Annotated in this window: 10 protein-coding genes; 5 read left to right on the top strand and 5 right to left on the bottom strand. The window is 58.9% G+C overall.

Features of this window, described 5'->3' with window-relative positions; genetic code table 11:
• Position 1: 1 nt before the first annotated feature.
• Positions 2-2,272: a TonB-dependent siderophore receptor gene (locus tag CRO19_RS06360; RefSeq protein WP_097095092.1), complete on the bottom strand. Its 2,271-nt coding sequence runs from the start codon at positions 2,270-2,272 to the stop codon at positions 2-4.
• A 256-nt stretch (positions 2,273-2,528) separates the two neighbouring features.
• On the opposite strand from CRO19_RS06360, the gene fes reads away from it, so the two are divergent.
• Positions 2,529-3,758 carry an enterochelin esterase gene (fes, locus tag CRO19_RS06365; protein ID WP_097095093.1) on the top strand — a complete coding sequence of 410 codons (1,230 nt, stop codon included), beginning with the start codon at positions 2,529-2,531 and terminating at the stop codon, positions 3,756-3,758.
• Positions 3,743-7,654: an enterobactin synthase subunit F gene (locus tag CRO19_RS06370; protein WP_097095094.1), complete on the top strand. Its 3,912-nt coding sequence runs from the start codon at positions 3,743-3,745 to the stop codon at positions 7,652-7,654. The genes fes and CRO19_RS06370 overlap by 16 nt, the downstream gene beginning before the upstream one ends.
• A gap of 70 nt (positions 7,655-7,724) precedes the next feature.
• Here CRO19_RS06370 and CRO19_RS06375 read toward each other — a convergent pair whose 3' ends face one another.
• The 3 genes from CRO19_RS06375 to fepD are packed head-to-tail and all read right to left on the bottom strand — an operon-like array spanning position 7,725 to position 10,488.
• Positions 7,725-8,522 carry an ATP-binding cassette domain-containing protein gene (locus CRO19_RS06375; protein WP_097095095.1) on the bottom strand — a complete coding sequence of 266 codons (798 nt, stop codon included), beginning with the start codon at positions 8,520-8,522 and terminating at the stop codon, positions 7,725-7,727.
• Positions 8,519-9,502 (bottom strand): iron-enterobactin ABC transporter permease, encoded by a 984-nt coding sequence (fepG, locus tag CRO19_RS06380; protein ID WP_097095096.1) that lies wholly within the window; start codon positions 9,500-9,502, stop codon positions 8,519-8,521. The genes CRO19_RS06375 and fepG overlap by 4 nt, the downstream gene beginning before the upstream one ends.
• Entirely contained in the window at positions 9,499-10,488 is a 990-nt protein-coding gene (gene fepD / locus CRO19_RS06385) for a Fe(3+)-siderophore ABC transporter permease (RefSeq protein ID WP_097095097.1), read from the bottom strand. Before fepD ends, fepG begins: the two co-directional genes overlap by 4 nt.
• A gap of 141 nt (positions 10,489-10,629) precedes the next feature.
• Here fepD and entS point away from each other — a divergent pair, with 141 nt between their 5' ends.
• Positions 10,630-11,880: an enterobactin transporter EntS gene (gene entS, locus CRO19_RS06390; protein ID WP_097095098.1), complete on the top strand. Its 1,251-nt coding sequence runs from the start codon at positions 10,630-10,632 to the stop codon at positions 11,878-11,880.
• On the opposite strand, the gene fepB is transcribed toward entS, so the two are convergent.
• Positions 11,875-12,840 (bottom strand): Fe2+-enterobactin ABC transporter substrate-binding protein, encoded by a 966-nt coding sequence (gene fepB / locus CRO19_RS06395; RefSeq protein WP_097095099.1) that lies wholly within the window; start codon positions 12,838-12,840, stop codon positions 11,875-11,877. The two genes, entS and fepB, sit on opposite strands and share 6 nt — an antisense overlap.
• 176 nt (positions 12,841-13,016) lie before the next feature.
• On the opposite strand from fepB, the gene CRO19_RS06400 reads away from it, so the two are divergent.
• Positions 13,017-14,198 carry an isochorismate synthase gene (locus CRO19_RS06400; protein ID WP_097095100.1) on the top strand — a complete coding sequence of 394 codons (1,182 nt, stop codon included), beginning with the start codon at positions 13,017-13,019 and terminating at the stop codon, positions 14,196-14,198.
• 10 nt (positions 14,199-14,208) lie between these two features.
• Positions 14,209-15,825: a (2,3-dihydroxybenzoyl)adenylate synthase gene (locus CRO19_RS06405; protein ID WP_097095101.1), complete on the top strand. Its 1,617-nt coding sequence runs from the start codon at positions 14,209-14,211 to the stop codon at positions 15,823-15,825.
• The last annotated feature ends 4 nt before the right edge of the window (positions 15,826-15,829 follow it).

Below are 15,829 nucleotides of genomic sequence, written 5' to 3' on the forward strand. Positions count from 1 at the left end.
ATCAGAAGTGGGTATTCAGACTCACATAATAAGTACGACCTGATTCATTGTAGGTATTCGCCCCCGCCCCATACAGATACGAGTTCGTCGTGGCATTGCCGGTGGTTTGCGCATTCCCTTCACGGTAGTGACGCTTATCGAACAGGTTATCGATACCCAGCGTGACGCTGGCGTACTTATTGATATCGTAGGTGCCGCTCATGCCAATAATCGAATAAGGGCTCACCGTATCAGTGGCGCTACCGGTTGAGGTATTGCCTTTGTAGTCATATTTCTTCGGCGTCTGGGTACCGTACCAGGTCAGCGTGGTCTGCAGCGACAGATCCTGCATTGCCTGCCAGCTCAGCGTCGAGTTTAGCGTGTACTCCGGAATCACCGATAAGCGATCGCCGGTCTCTTTGTTCTTACTTTGCAGCATATAAGTGAAGTTGTTGTTCCACGTTACGCTGTCCGAAAAGGGCACGTTGACGGTACCTTCTAGCCCTTCCACCACCGCTTTCGGTACATTTTCCCACTTATAGATATCGGTGGTGCCATTAGAGGCTTTGCCCACTGGCGAGTAACCGGCTTCGATCTTGTTGCGGTAATCGTTGCGGAACCAGGTTAAACCGGCCTGATATCCTTCATGTTTCCACTCAAGACCAATCTCTTTGTTGATGCTGTTTTCCGCTTTGAGGTCGTTATTCCCCTGCAGATAACAAGCGCCGGTGCTGGCCGCGCAACCTTGGCCATTGCTGTACAGCAGATAGTTAGGGTTGGTCTGATACAGGCTCGGCGCTTTATACGCACGCCCTATCCCCATCTTCAGGGTGAAGTCATCCCCTAAACCTTGCGACAGGTTAAGCGACGGGCTCCAGTTGTTGCCAACTATCGAGTGATGGTCGAAACGCAGACTTGGCGTCAGCATGGTGCTGTCGGTCAACTCCATGTTGTCTTCAGCAAACAGTGAAAAAATCTCTGCCTGTGAATACGGGCTGCGGCCAGTGTTATCGATGCCAGGCACCGCACCGTAGCTCGCTGCCTGGGTGTTAGAGGAGCCATCTTTCATGCGCTGCTGGTTCCATTCAGTACCCAGCGTCGCGGTTTGATTGAACAGCAGTTCAAACGGAATGCTCACTTCGCTATGCAGCAGCACATCGTCCAGCTGAATAGTGTTAAAACCGCTATTCGAGAAGATGCCTTCAGTGCCGCCCGCTAAACCTTCATTGATGCGCGAGTTGCGGGTCTTCTCATAACGCGCATAGGTATTGGTGCTGACGCCGTTATCCCATGCGCCCGTCCACTTCAGCGAGACATTTTGCCGATACAGGCGGTTAGTTTCATCACCGTACAGGCTTTTCACCAGCGCACTGGTGTTGGTGTTCTGCGTGTCGCCAGCATACAGGTTGCCCTGGCGGCTGTAGCCAGCCTGCCACTCCAGCGTTTGCATTGGCGCAAATGCCCAGCTCAGTAACGCATTGATATCTTTATTCACCGAGCCTTCACGCCCGGCCGGATAACTGCCCGCGTATGAACCGGTGCGCGCCGCCGCATGCCCCTCGTTGATGTCATAGGCATCGGCCTGAGTTTTGGCTAAACCGCCGTACAAGCGGAAGTTGAAATCATCACCCAGCGGCCCTTCCAGACTGAAGTTAGTGCGTTTGGTAGCGCCTTCCGCTTTGTGTTCTGGCACGTTGTAATAGGTGTTCCAGGAACCGTGCCACTGCTGATCGGTCTGTTTTTTGGTGATGATATTCACCACGCCGCCCGCCGCGCCGTTGCCGTAACGCACTGCTGCCGGTCCGCGAATCACATCGATATGATCGATCATCTCCGGTGGCACCCAATTGGTATCACCGCGCGTATCACGCTCGCCACGCCAGCCAAGGCGCACCGAGTTACGGCTGGTAATCGGCATGCCATCCACCATGATCAGGGTGTTTTCCGGACCCATGCCGCGAATATCGATCTGGCGATTGTTACCGCGCTGGCCGCTGGTGGAGTTACCGGTGAGATTCACGCCCGGCATGGTACGGATGATCTCGGAGACATCGCGCGCAGGCGGGTGTTTTTTAATTTCGTCGGCGGTGATAGTTGAAACTCCTGGCGCCTGCAGATTTTGCTGCTGCGCGGTAACCATTAAGGTGCCGCCGTCCATGGATTGGGCGTCGGTACTGCTTACTGAGGTATTGCTGGAAGAAGTGTCCGCTGCCCAGGCACCGCTGGAGAGCAGTGAGGCGCTGAGCCCCAGTTCAATCAGAATGGCTAATGATAATCGTGAGTAATTTTTCATTTTATGCGTTCCTGGATTGCCAGCAAAAACCCTGAGGCTTGCGTGGCGAGCCGGTGAGAAGATCCCTGTTCCTAACGCGCCCGGATCCAGCCCCTCCAACCCTTCCTTTGCATCACCTTGCCAAATGGAAAGAGTCAGGCGGAACGAGCGTGCTCTTTTTTGAGCGCAGCCACCCTATTGCAAATGCAAATTATTATCAATAGTATTATTCATCAAACTTATCTCCCTCTCCGCGTAAACACCGACTGGCAGCCCTATGACCTGGCGAAATGATGTAACCGGCAGCGCAGCCTGGTGGCAGGCGCAACAATCCCAAGGCATTCCCCGTATTGAGTTAGCCGATGATGGCCACTGTCGGGTCACTTTCTTCTGGCGCGACCCGCAAGGTGACGAGACTCAATCCTCCATCCAGCGCGTGTGGATCAACATTACGGGTGTCACCGATCACCACCAGCGTCGCCCACCGCAATCGTTGATGCGTGTGGCAGGAACCAACGTGTGGTACTGGCAAACCGAGCTTCCCGCCAACTGGCGCGGTAGTTATTGTTTGATGCCCGATGAGCAGGCCACCGACTTCACGGGCGTGGCCGACATGCATGCGTTGCGCAGCTGGTGGCGCGATAAATTTCCCACGGCGCAGGCCGATCCGCTGAACAACTTGCGTAGCTGGTCGGGCGGACGCGGCATGGGCGTATCACCGCTGCATCTCCCACAGGCACCGGATCAACAGGTGTGGCAGGCGCTGGATAACGGCACGGCACCCACCCTAAAACTGCAGCAGCTGCAATGGGATAGCGCGCTATTAGGCAACAGCCGCCCCGTGTGGATTTACACCACCGGCGATGCGACTCCTGAGCAGCGTCCACTGGCGATCTTGCTTGATGGCCAGTTCTGGGCGCACAGCATGCCGATTGCCGGGCCGCTACAGCAGCTCACCGATAACGGCGCGTTGCCGCCCGCGGTGTATCTGTTTATCGACATCATCGATCGCGATCACCGCAGCCGGGAGTTGCCGTGCAACCCGCAATTCTGGCAAGCCATCCAGCAAGAACTGTTGCCGCAGGTGGCACACTCAGTGCCTTATCGCCAACAGGCGGCAAGCACCATTGTGGCCGGACAAAGTTTTGGCGGCCTCGCGTCGGTATTCGCCGCGCTGCACTGGCCGGAAACCTTTGGTAATGCGCTCAGCCTTTCCGGCTCCTTCTGGTGGCCAGAGCGCGGCAACCCACACGGCTGGTTGCTGCAAGAACTCGATCGCGGCCTTGCACCGCGCCAACCGCTGCGCTTCTGGCTGGAAGCAGGCAAGCGCGAAGGCTTAATTCTGCAAGCTAATCAACAGCTACAACAGCAACTTCACGCCGCCGGTTATCAGGTGCATTACCAGCCGGTGGAAGGCGGCCACGATGCGCTCTGCTGGCGCGGTGGCCTGCTAAGTGGCTTACAAGCCCTGTTGAACCAACCGGAGCATCCATGTCCGAATCTCTGATGAATAAATCTATGATTGACCACCAAACCTTGCCGTTAGTCGCGGCACAGCCCGGTATCTGGATTGCCGATCAGCTGTCACCACACCACAACGCTTATGCAGTAGCGCACTTTGTTGAGCTGCGCGGTGACATTGATAGCGCCTTACTGGCCCAGTCAATTGTCGTGGGCATGCAGGAAGCCGATACGCTAAACATGGCATTTGGCGAAGTGGAAGGCGAAGCGTTGCAGTGGCTGCAGCCACAAGAATTTAGTCCGCCGCAGATTATCGATCTGCGCGGCGAGGCCGATGCCGTCGCCACAGCACGCAGGCTGATGCGCGACGATATGAATGGCGATCTGCGTGTGTTAAGCGGCGCAAAACTGTGGCATCACACTCTTTTCCAACTTGGCGATCGCCACTGGTTCTGGTATCAGCGCTATCACCATTTGGTGGTGGATGGCTTCAGCTTCACCGCGCTGACCCGCCGCATCGCCAATCTTTACAGCGCAGCAGTGCGTCAGCAGCCTGCTGAGCCCACGCCGTTTATCCCGTTTAGTGAAGTGGTCGACGAGTATCAGCGTTACCGCGAATCCTCCTCCTTTGCGCGTGACGGCCAGTTCTGGCGCGAAAAAGGCGCGGCGCTGCCGTCACCAGCTTCGCTCTCACCGCTACCGCTCGCCGGACAAACCGCCAGCACCGATCTACTGCGCCACAGCGTGACGCTGGAGCGCAGCACCTTTCAGACGCTGGTGCAGCAGCACCCGCACTCCAGCGCCGCCGATCTGGCTTTTGCCCTCGTTGCGCTGTGGCTGGCACGTCTCAGCGGCCAAAACGACTTTGCCGCCGGCTTCATCTTTATGCGTCGTATTGGTTCTGCCGCCTTGTGTGCCACCGGGCCGGTGATCAACGTGTTGCCGATGGCGGTACATTACGATCCCACCCAGCCACTGAGCACCCTCGCCGCGCAGCTGGCGGGCGAAGTGAAAAAGATGCGTCGTCATCAGCGCTATGACGCCGAACAGGTGCAGCGCGATCTCGGTCGTCTCGGCGATGGCGATCCACTGTACGGTCCGGTGATCAACCTGAAGATGTTTGATTACCAGCTCGATTTCGCTGGCGTAGAAGGCATCACCCATCAGCTGGCATCCGGGCCGGTACGCGATCTGGAGATCGCCATCTATATCAGCGAGCAGGGTGAATTAACCCTTGAACTGCTGGCTAACGCCGAGCGCTACAGCGAGCAGACCTTGCAGCGCCATGCCAGCCGCTTCGCCCTGCTGCTGGATCAGCTGGCTAAGCAGCCGCAGCGACCGTGTGGTGAACTCGATCTACTCACCGCCGAAGAGCACGCGCAGATTGCCGCGATTAACCAAACCGCCCATCCGCTGCCGGCAGAAACGCTGGCCTCGCTGTTGGCGCAGCAGGCAGCACGCACGCCGGATGCCCCGGCCCTCGCCGATGCGCAGCATCAGCTGAGCTATCGCCAAATGCAGCAGCAGGTGTTTGCGCTGGCCGCGGATTTGACCGCCGCAGGCGTACAGCGTGGCGATATTGTCGCGGTAGCGCTGCCGCGCTCGGTGCAGCTGTCGCTGGCGTTGCAGGCGATTGTTGCGCTTGGCGCCGCGTATTTACCGCTCGATACCGGCTATCCGGACGAGCGCCTGCAGCTGATGCTGGAAGACGCCGCGCCGAAAACCCTGATCACCTGCGCGGCGCTCAGTGCGCGCTTTAGCACTATCGCCCAGGTAAACCAGCTGCATTTTGATGCGCTGTATAGCACGCCAACTGCGCCGCAACCGGCCAGCGCACCGACGCCGCAGGATGGCGCCTACATCATTTACACCTCGGGTTCTACCGGCCGTCCTAAAGGCGTGCTGGTGGGCCATGAAGCCATCGTCAATCGCCTGCTGTGGATGCAGGATCGCTATCCGCTGCAAGCAGATGATGTAGTTTTACAAAAAACCCCGAGCAGCTTTGACGTTTCCGTGTGGGAATTCTTCTGGCCGCTGCTGGTCGGCGCGCAGCTGGTGATGGCGCCGCCCGAGGCACATCGCGATCCTGAAGCGCTGCAGCAACTGTTTGCCCGCTACAAAGTCACCACTACGCATTTCGTACCCTCGATGCTGGCGGCCTTTGTCGCGGCCCTTGATGATCAACAGGCGATTGCCAGCTGTGCCAGCCTGCGCAACGTGTTCTGCAGCGGTGAGGCGCTGCCGACTGACTTATCACGCGAATGGGAAAAGCTGACGCGGGTGCCGCTGCACAATCTGTATGGTCCAACCGAAGCTGCGGTGGATGTCAGCTGGTATCCGGCGTTTGGTGATGCATTGGCCGCCGTCGAAGGGGCCAGCGTGCCGATTGGTTTCCCGGTGTGGAATACCGGCCTGCGCATTCTTGATGCCCGCATGCAACCGGTGCCGCCGGGCGTGGCGGGCGATCTCTATTTAACCGGCGTGCAGCTGGCGCACGGCTATCTTGGCCGGCCTGACCTGACAGCCAGCCGCTTTATCGCCGACCCGTTCAGCCCCGGTGAGCGCATGTACCTCACCGGCGACGTGGCGCGCTGGCTGGATAACGGCGCGGTGGAATACCTTGGCCGCAGCGACGATCAGCTGAAGATTCGCGGTCAACGTATCGAACTGAACGAAATTGATCATGTGATGAGCGCGCAGCCAGGCATTGAGCAAGCGGTAACGCATGCCGTGGTGCTGGGCGATGCGGCAGCGCAGGGTGATGCACGTCAGCTGGTCGGTTACGTGATTGCCGCGCAGCCGGTGGATGGCGAAGCACTGCGTCAGGCGCTGGCGCAGCGCTTGCCGGCGCATATGGTGCCCGTTGCCATTGTGCAGCTTGATGCCTTCCCGCTCAGCAGCAACGGTAAACTGGATCGCAAAGCGCTGCCGCTGCCTGAATCCGCCACGGCCAGCGCGGGACGTGCCCCACACGCGGGTCTGGAAACTACTCTGGCAGATGCCTTCTGCCAGCTGCTGGCACGCGATACCATCAGCGCGCAGGATGATTTCTTCGCCCTTGGCGGTCATTCTCTGCTGGCGATGCGCTTAGCCGCCAGGCTGCGTCGCGAGCTGCAACTGCCGGTCTCGGTGGGGCAAATTATGGTGGCCTCGACGGTGGAGAAGCTGGCTACGCTGCTTAGCGATGCGCAATCCCATCAGCAGGCCGGTTTCGAAGCGGTGCTGCCGCTGCGTAAGAGTCACGGACCTACGCTGTTCTGTTTCCATCCTGCCTCCGGTTTTGCCTGGCAGTTCAGCATCCTGCAACGCTATCTCGACCCGCGCTGGTCGCTGATCGGCATCCAGTCGCCGGATATCGATAGCCCGCTGAACCAAAGCGCGCATTTGGACGACGTGTGCGACGCACATCTGCAAACCCTGCGCGAAGTACAGCCGCACGGGCCTTACTATTTCCTCGGCTATTCGCTCGGCGGTACGCTGGCGCAAGGCATTGCCGCACGGCTGGAAGCGGCGGGCGAAGAAGTGGCCTTCCTCGGCTTGCTGGATACCTGGCCGCCGGAAACCCAGAACTGGGATGAGAGGCGCGGCGAGAACGTGCTGGATCCGGCGGTATTGGAAGAGGTGAATCGCGAGCGCGAGCAGTTTATCGCTGCGCAGCGCCATCAGGCCGGTGAAGAGATGCGCGCGATGTTCGATACCATCGAAGCCAATTACGCCAGTTCAGTGCGCCTGCTGGCCACCGCGCGCAGTGCACGGTTTAACGGCCGCGCCACGCTGTTCCTCGCCGAACAAACCCAGCAGCCAGGGCAGGATGCGCGCCGCGCCTGGGCACCGTATGTGGGTGAGCTGGACGTATGGCCCATGGATTGTGCCCATGTCGAGATCATTTCACCGCAGATGTTTGAGCAGATCGGACCGCTGCTCAGGGATATATTGCAATAAGCGCAATAAATTGCGCCGCTACGGAATAATGCACACATTCGTAGCGGCGCGATTTATCGCGCAATCTTGATCATCCCCCGCGCCCCAGCGGCACAATCATCGGCGTATGCGCCACCGGATCGTCCACAATCACGCAGCGCAAACCATAAACCTGCTCGATCAACGCCGGCGTCACGATCTCCGCCGGTTTGCCCTCGGCGACAATCTTGCCATAACGCATGGCAATCAAGTGCGTGGCGTAACGACACGCGTGGTTGAGATCGTGCAGCACCACCACCAGCGTGCGGCCATGCTGCTGATTCAACTCCTGCATCAGCTCCAGCAACTCAATTTGATGCGTGATATCCAGCCAGGTGGTCGGCTCATCCAGCAGCAGCAGCGGCGTTTCCTGCGCCAGCACCATCGCAATCCACACGCGCTGGCGCTGACCGCCCGATAGCGTATCCACCGATTGCTGCGCCAGGTCGGCCACGCCGGTGGCCTGCATCGCCTGCTGCACCGCCGCTTCATCTTCCGCACGCCAGCGACCAAACAGCGCCTGATGCGGATAACGTCCGCGCGCCACCAGCTCTGTTACGCTGATGCCCGCAGGTGCGTTCGAACTTTGCGGCAGCAGGCCAAGACGGCGCGCCACTTCTTTCGTGGGATAGCGCGCAATCGCTTCACCATCCAGTAGCACTTCTCCTTTCAGCGGCGTATGCAGCCGGCTGAGCGTGCGCAGCAAGGTCGATTTTCCACAGGCGTTGGGGCCGATAATCACCGTCAGTTCACCCTCGGGAATCGCCACCGACAAATTCTCTGCCACCATTTTTTTGTCGTAGCCCAGCGTCAAACCTTCGCCGCGCAGACGTGAAGGGATATCGATCATTGGCGTCGCGCCTCCCGCACCAGTAAAGCAATCAGATAAAGTCCACCGAGGATGACGGTAATCACGCCAACCGGTAATTGATAAGGCAGAAACAGATGCTGTGCGGCATAGTCAGCGGCAAGTAGCAACAGTGCGCCACACAGCGCCGAGAGCAGCAATGCACCTTTCATGCCGCCGCCTAGACGACGCGCAATTTGCGGTGCCAGCAGCGCGACAAACGAAATCGGTCCCACCAGCGCCGTTGATGCTGCCGTTAACACCACGCCAATCAGCATCAGCCACATCCGGCTGCGCTCCACCGGCACGCCGAGCGCACAGGCGGTATCGTCGCCCATCTCCAGCAGGCGCATGCGCCGCGCCAATAACGCCATCAGCAGTAACGCCAGCAGCAGCACCACAATCACCGGCGGCGTTTTGGCCCAGGTAATCCCGTTGAGCGATCCGGCGCTCCATAAGCCGGCACTCAGCGCCGACTCCAGCGACGCGCTGATAATCAGCCACGAGTTCAGCGCCATCAGCAGCGCGCGCACGCTGATGCCAACAATGATCAGGCGGAAGGTTTCCACGCCGTTGCGCCAGGCGAACAGATACACCAACGCCGCCGTGGCGATGCCGCCAATCAGCGCCGCGCCGGTCATCGCCGTGACGCTTTGATTGAACAGTACTAACGCCACCAGTACGCCGCTGTAAGCGCCGGTGTTAAAGCCGAGAATGTCCGGACTGCCGAGCGGATTGCGCAGCAGCGACTGGAAAATCGCCCCACTAATCCCTAACGCAGCACCAATCAGCAACGCCATCAGCACGCGCGGCAAACGCCACTCCAGCACGATCAGCTTGACGTTGCCGGCCCCCTGCCCGAGCAGCAGCTGCCCGATTTGTTCGCCGCTAATCTGTAACGCGCCGCGCGTCATCGCCAGATACGCCAGCAGCCCGCAGCAAAGCAGCAGCCAAAGCGCGTGTAACCAGTCACGATGCGTCATAGCCCACCCCGGCCCAGTTTGCGGCGTACCAGCACAATCAGCATCGGTGCACCAAGCATTGCCGTGACGATGGAAACCCGCAGCTCGCCCGCAACCAGCAGGCGGCCAAGAATATCGGCGGCGAGTAATAAAATCGGTGTAATCAGCGCGGTTGCGGGCAGCATCCAGCGGTGATCGTTGCCTACCAGCCAGCGGGCAAAGTGCGGCGTCATCAGGCCCACAAACGCAATTGGCCCCACCGCCGCCGTCGCTGCACCGCACAGCAGCGCAATCGCCAGCAGGCCAAGCAACTGCGTGCGCGCCACGCGCGTACCGAGCGCGGTGGCCATATCGCCCCCCATGCTCAGGCTGTTAAGCGCCTGCGACAGAAGAATCGCTACCACGCCGCCCACCAGCACCGCCGGAAACAGCGTGCGCAGCACGGTAAAATTGCGGATATCCAGCGAGCCGCTGTGCCAGAAGCGCAGGTGATCGTAGATGTCAGGATTGAGCAGCGACAGGCCGGATGTCAGCCCATCCAGCACCGCGCCAAGCGCGACGCCCGCCAGCGTAAGACGCACCGGATTGACGCGCCCGCCGCCAATCGCACCGGTCAATGCCACCAGCAACGAAGAGAGCAGTGCACCGGCAAAAGCGAAGCCAAGCCAATCCACCGGCGAATCTGCGCCGAACAGCGCTATGCCAATCACCACCGCGAAACCGGCTCCAGCATTGACGCCGAGAATACCGGGATCGGCCAGCGGGTTGCGCGTCAGGCTCTGCATTAAGGCACCGGCCAGCCCGAGCGCCACGCCCGCCAGCAGACCAGCCAGGGTGCGCGGCAGGCGCGCGTCACGCACAATCACACACTCCGCGCTGTTACAGCTGGAGGTAAGCGAATGATAAACATCGGGAAGCGGTATCGATTTGGCCCCTAGCATCAAGCTAAGAGCGATGAGGAGCAAGAGCAGAATCCCTGAGCCTGCCAATGCACGGATCTGGCGCATAGCGTTCTAAACCTTCACTGTTCAACGTCGTCGCATGCGCGATGCAACTTGATAATGGTTATCGTTATTACTCGCGTTTAGCTATGTTACCATGACTCGCCTCGCGGACGATGAGGAAAATTGGTGCAAAAAGGCGAACCTATGAACAAATCTTCCCACTTTATCGATCTTTCACTGCTGAAAACCCATCCGGCTTTTCGCGCGGTATTTATTGCGCGCTTTATCTCGATTGTCGCGCTCGGCATGCTTGCCGTCGCGGTGCCGGTGCAGATCCAGCACATGACAAATTCACCGCTGCTGGTGGGATTGGCGGTGACACTCGCCGCTGCGGGCATGTTTATTGGTCTGCTGACCGGCGGCGTATTGGCAGATCGCCATGAGCGCAAAAAGCTGATTCTGCTGGCCCGATCCACCTGCGGCTTAGGCTTTATCGCGCTGGCGATCAATGCCGCGCTGCCGGAACCCTCGTTAATCGCCGTTTATCTGCTGGGCTTCTGGGATGGCTTCTTCGGGGCGATTGGCGTCACCGCGCTGTTGGCCGCCACGCCCGCGCTGGTGGGGCGTGAAAATATTATGCAGGCCGGAGCCATCACCATGTTAACGGTGCGCTTCGGCTCGATTTTGTCACCTGCGATTGCCGGTTTGGTGATTGCCCACGGCGGCGTAACCTGGAACTATGGCCTCGCCGCGTTCGGCACGCTGCTCACGGTGTTGACGCTGTTGAAATTACCGCACTTGCCGCCTCCGCCGCAGCCGCGTGAACATCCGCTGAAATCCCTGGCCGCTGGCGTGCAGTTTCTTTTTGCCAGCCCGATTGTCGGCATGGTGGCGCTGATTGGTGCACTGGTAACCTTAGCCAGCGCGGTACGCGTGCTCTATCCCGCACTCGCGCCTCATTGGTCAGTGAGTGCTGACCAGCTGGGTTTGCTTTACGCCGCGGTGCCGCTCGGTGCGGCGGTGGGCGCGTTGACCAGCGGCAAACTGAAACACGCCGCGCGTCCAGGGCAGTTAATACTCGGCAGCGCGATTGCGGCGTTTATCGCCCTTGGTTTGTTTAGCCTGATGCCGAACCTGCCGCTGGCGTTAGCGTGTCTGATCGCCTTCGGATACTTCAGCGCCATCAATAGTTTGGTGCAATACGCGATGATTCAAGCGCTCACGCCCGATCATTTGCTTGGTCGCATCAATGGGTTGTGGACCGCGCAGAACGTCACTGGCGATGCGATTGGTGCAGCGGTGATTGGCGCGATGGGTTCCTGGCTGCTGCCACCGCAGGCCGCTGCGGTGTTTGGCTTCGCCGCGGCGCTGCTGGGCATGGTGATGTGGTTAGTGATGGGGCGTTTACGTCGTTACCACCCGCCAGCGCCGGAGCTGGCGGAGCAGATATCATGATTTAACGAACAGTTTTTCCAGACGCGCGAGCAGATTGCTGGCGCTGTAGTAATCGAGACGGAACGAATCGACACCCAATTCGTACACCTGCTTGTTTTGCACCGCAGCATTCTGCGCCAGGAACGGATTGCTCAGTACCGATTGCGTGGTTTTATCGTCGGCGGCAAACAGCAGGAAGGTTTTACCCGTCAGGCCGCTGGCGAGGTTTTCGCCTGACAGCTGAATGATGTCTTTACGCTGTCCCATGCTGTGGCTCTGCTCCACGCTGGCCGGCGGTACCGCCAGGGTGAAACCGAGTTGTTCCAGCAGCTTGCCCTGCGCCGAGGCGGCGGTCCACAGGTTGACCGCGCGCCCACCGCCGTTCCACACCATGGCGGAAACCGGCTGCGGCGGCAGCGTGATGGCTTTCTTCAGCGCGGCTTCGCGATCGTTGAAGGCGTTAACACGCTGTGCCGCCTGAGCCTCGTGGCCGGTGGCCTGGCCTAATAGTGTGACCACATCCTGCCAGCTTTTGTCGTCGTAGTTGACCACTAACGTCGGTGCGATGGCAGAGAACTGATCGACGAGTTTGATGGCGGAGTCATTGCCGGTGGCGCTGACGATGATCAGGTCCGGCGCTTCGGCTGCTACCGCTTCGGCACTCGGTTCACCAATGTACAGACGTTTGAGCTGGTGCTGTTTGGCGACCTCGCTCCATTGGCGGAAGAAACCCTGCTCGTCGGCCAGACGGCTATTGGGTGCAGTCGCACCCGAGGCGATGACCGGCGCATCAATCGCCAGCAGCGAACCGGTCAGCGTGACACTGGTGGAAACAATACGCTGTGGCGCTTTGTTTAAGGTGAGCGATCCGTTAGCCCCTTGAAGGGTGCGCGGCCAACCTTGTTCGGCATGCGCGACGCTGGTGAAAATCTGGAAAACACTCAATAGGGCTGCAATAGCCCAAAAACCGCATTTATTCATAAGTTTTAGCCCACTTTTTAGCATATTGCCCTGTTCAGCGTCAGCGCCTGATTACGTCAAAAGGTCGCTGAAATCCCGCGAATGGATTGACACTTTTGCCCAATCGACGTAGGTTACAGGCCCATAATAAAAATGATAATCATTCTTAATAATCTTATCATTTATAGGTGAAAATTATGGTGGAAACGACCACGTTTGAAAATGCCTGGCTGAAGGATTATTCCGCGCTTTGCCGTGGTTTTCTCTTTACCTCGCCGTGGCGCAGTTTGGCAACGCAAGGATGCTATACCACCATTAGCGCGCCGGTACATGATGCCGCGTCGCTGCAGGGTGATTTCCAACAACAGCTGCGTCAGCACTTTGCTGCTGCGAGAAAACAGGGCATCGCCAATCCGATTCTGGTCGGGGCGATCCCATTCGATGTCAGCCAGCCTGCGGCGTTGTTTATTCCCGAAGCCCATCAGACCTTCAATCGCGACGACCTGCAAAACGCACTGCCGCAAGGCATCAGCGATCTGCCAGAGGTGCGCCGTCGCACGCCGGTACCAGACCACGATGTCTTCCTCAATATGGTGGCAGATGCGGTAGCAGCCACGCAGCGCGGCGAGCTGGATAAAGTGGTGCTGTCGCGCCTGATGGATATCGTCACGGAGCAGCCGGTGGATACGGCAACGTTGATGCAGCGCGTGATTGCGCAGAATCCGAATAGCTACCATTTCCATCTGCCGATGCCGCAAGGCGGTGCGCTGATCGGTGCCAGCCCGGAACTGATGCTGCGTAAACAAGGTCGCGATTTCAGTTCTTGTCCGCTCGCCGGATCTGCACGGCGCAATCATGGCGATGCGCAGCAGGATCGCGCGGCAGGTAACACGCTGATGAATTCCAGCAAAGATCGCCATGAACACAAACTGGTGACCGACGCGATGCGCGATACGCTGCAGCCGCGCAGCCGTTTGCTGTCAGTACCGAGCACGCCTTCGCTGATCACCACCGCTACGCTGTGGCATCTGGCGACGCAAATTGACGGCGAAGTCCAGAATGAGCAGGAAAATGCCCTGTCGCTGGCCTGCCTGCTGCATCCAACGCCGGCGCTGAGCGGCTTCCCGCATCAGCGCGCGCAGCAGCTCATCCAGCAGCTGGAACCTTTTGATCGCCAGCTGTTTGGCGGTATCGTCGGCTGGTGCGATAGCGAAGGCAATGGCGAATGGGTAGTGACTATCCGCTGCGGCACCGTGCACGGCACGCGTGTGCGGCTGTTTGCCGGCGCGGGCATCGTCGCCGACTCCCAACCTGAATCAGAATGGCGCGAAACCGGCGTGAAGCTGGATACCATGTTGCGCGCCTTTGGACTGCAATAAAGGAAAGAGCATGAGCATTCCCTATACTCGCTGGCCGGACGATCTGGCCGCGCGCTACCGCGAAAAAGGCTACTGGCTGGATGTACCGATGACCGATATTTTGGCGCGTCATCAGCATAACGATGCCATCGCGGTGATTGATGGCGATCGTCAAATTAGCTATCGCGAATTGGATGTACTGAGCAGCAACCTGGCCGCCGCGCTACAGCGTCGTGGCCTGCAAAACGGTGATACTGCGCTGGTGCAACTCGGCAACGTGGCCGATTTTTATGTCACGGTGTTTGCGCTGTTCAAGCTCGGCGTAGCATCAGTCTTCGCGCTGTTCAGTCATCAGCGCACCGAACTGAGCGCCTATGCGGCGCAGATTGAGCCCAAGCTGCTGATTGCCGATCGCACCCATGCGCTGTTTGCTGACGACACCTTTATCAGCGCACTGTGCGACGCGCAGCCTTCGCTGCAGCAGGTGATTTTACGCAATGACAATCAGCCGGAAAACACGCTGGAAGCGCTGATGGCGGAAGCGGCGGGTGATTTCGTCGCCACGCCAACTGCCGCCGATGAAGTGGCATTTTTCCAACTCTCAGGCGGCAGCACCGGCACGCCAAAGCTGATTCCGCGCACCCACAACGATTACTACTACAGCATTCGCGCCAGTGATGAGATCTGTGAGGTAACCGCCGATACGCGCTATCTCATCGCCCTGCCCGCCCCGCATAACTTCGCCATGAGTTCACCCGGTTCACTCGGCGTATTTTACGCGGGTGGACAGGTGATATTGGCCGCCGATCCCAGCGCGACGCTGTGTTTCCCGCTGATTGAAAAGCATCAGGTTACGGATACTGGTTTGGTGCCACCGGCGGTGAGTTTGTGGCTACAGGCGATTCAGGAATGGGGCAGCAACAAGCAGCTGGCCTCGCTGCAGCGCATTCAGGTGGGCGGCGCCAAATTGGGTGAAACCCTGGCCGCACGCATTCAGAACGAAATGGGCTGTCAGCTGCAGCAGGTGTTCGGTATGGCCGAAGGTTTGGTGAACTACACCCGCTTTGGCGACGATGAGAACACCATTCTCACCACGCAAGGCCGCCCAATCTCTGAGGACGACGAAGTGTGGGTTGCAGATGAGCACGGCAATGCGCTGCCAACTGGCACCATTGGTCGCCTGATGACGCGCGGTCCTTACACCTTTCGCGGCTACTACAAGAGCCCAGAGCATAACGCCGCCAGCTTCGACGCCCATGGGTTTTACTGCTCTGGCGATCTGATTGAGATTAACGCGCAGGGTTACATCACTGTACAAGGACGTGAAAAAGATCAGATTAACCGCGGTGGCGAGAAGATCGCAGCGGAGGAGATCGAAAATCTGCTGCAGCGCCATCCAGACGTGATCCACGCCGCGCTGGTGTCGATGAACGATGAATTGATGGGTGAAAAGAGCTGCGCCTTTATCGTCGCCAGCCAGCCGATTAAAGCGGTGGCGCTGCGCCGTCATCTGCGTGAGCTGGGCGTGGCCGAGTTCAAATTACCTGACCGTATTACCTGCGTAGATGCCCTGCCGCTGACGCCTGTTGGCAAGGTAGATAAAAAACGTTTACGCCAACAGCTTGCCGATCAACAAGCGCAAGCCTGACCTG

The organism is Candidatus Pantoea floridensis (assembly GCF_900215435.1).
Taxonomy (GTDB): Bacteria; Pseudomonadota; Gammaproteobacteria; order Enterobacterales; family Enterobacteriaceae; genus Pantoea; species Pantoea floridensis.

Excerpts from the sequence above, each read along its gene's own strand:
- CRO19_RS06360 (WP_097095092.1), bottom strand. The coding sequence starts at position 2,272 with ATGAAAAATTACTCACGATTATCATTAGCCATTCTGATTGAACTGGGG.
- CRO19_RS06405 (WP_097095101.1), top strand. The coding sequence starts at position 14,209 with ATGAGCATTCCCTATACTCGCTGGCCGGACGATCTGGCCGCGCGCTAC.
- fepB (WP_097095099.1), bottom strand. The coding sequence starts at position 12,840 with ATGAATAAATGCGGTTTTTGGGCTATTGCAGCCCTATTGAGTGTTTTC.
- fepD (WP_097095097.1), bottom strand. The coding sequence starts at position 10,488 with ATGCGCCAGATCCGTGCATTGGCAGGCTCAGGGATTCTGCTCTTGCTC.
- CRO19_RS06370 (WP_097095094.1), top strand. The coding sequence starts at position 3,743 with ATGTCCGAATCTCTGATGAATAAATCTATGATTGACCACCAAACCTTG.
- entS (WP_097095098.1), top strand. The coding sequence starts at position 10,630 with ATGAACAAATCTTCCCACTTTATCGATCTTTCACTGCTGAAAACCCAT.
- CRO19_RS06400 (WP_097095100.1), top strand. The coding sequence starts at position 13,017 with ATGGTGGAAACGACCACGTTTGAAAATGCCTGGCTGAAGGATTATTCC.
- fes (WP_097095093.1), top strand. The coding sequence starts at position 2,529 with ATGACCTGGCGAAATGATGTAACCGGCAGCGCAGCCTGGTGGCAGGCG.
- CRO19_RS06375 (WP_097095095.1), bottom strand. The coding sequence starts at position 8,522 with ATGATCGATATCCCTTCACGTCTGCGCGGCGAAGGTTTGACGCTGGGC.
- fepG (WP_097095096.1), bottom strand. The coding sequence starts at position 9,502 with ATGACGCATCGTGACTGGTTACACGCGCTTTGGCTGCTGCTTTGCTGC.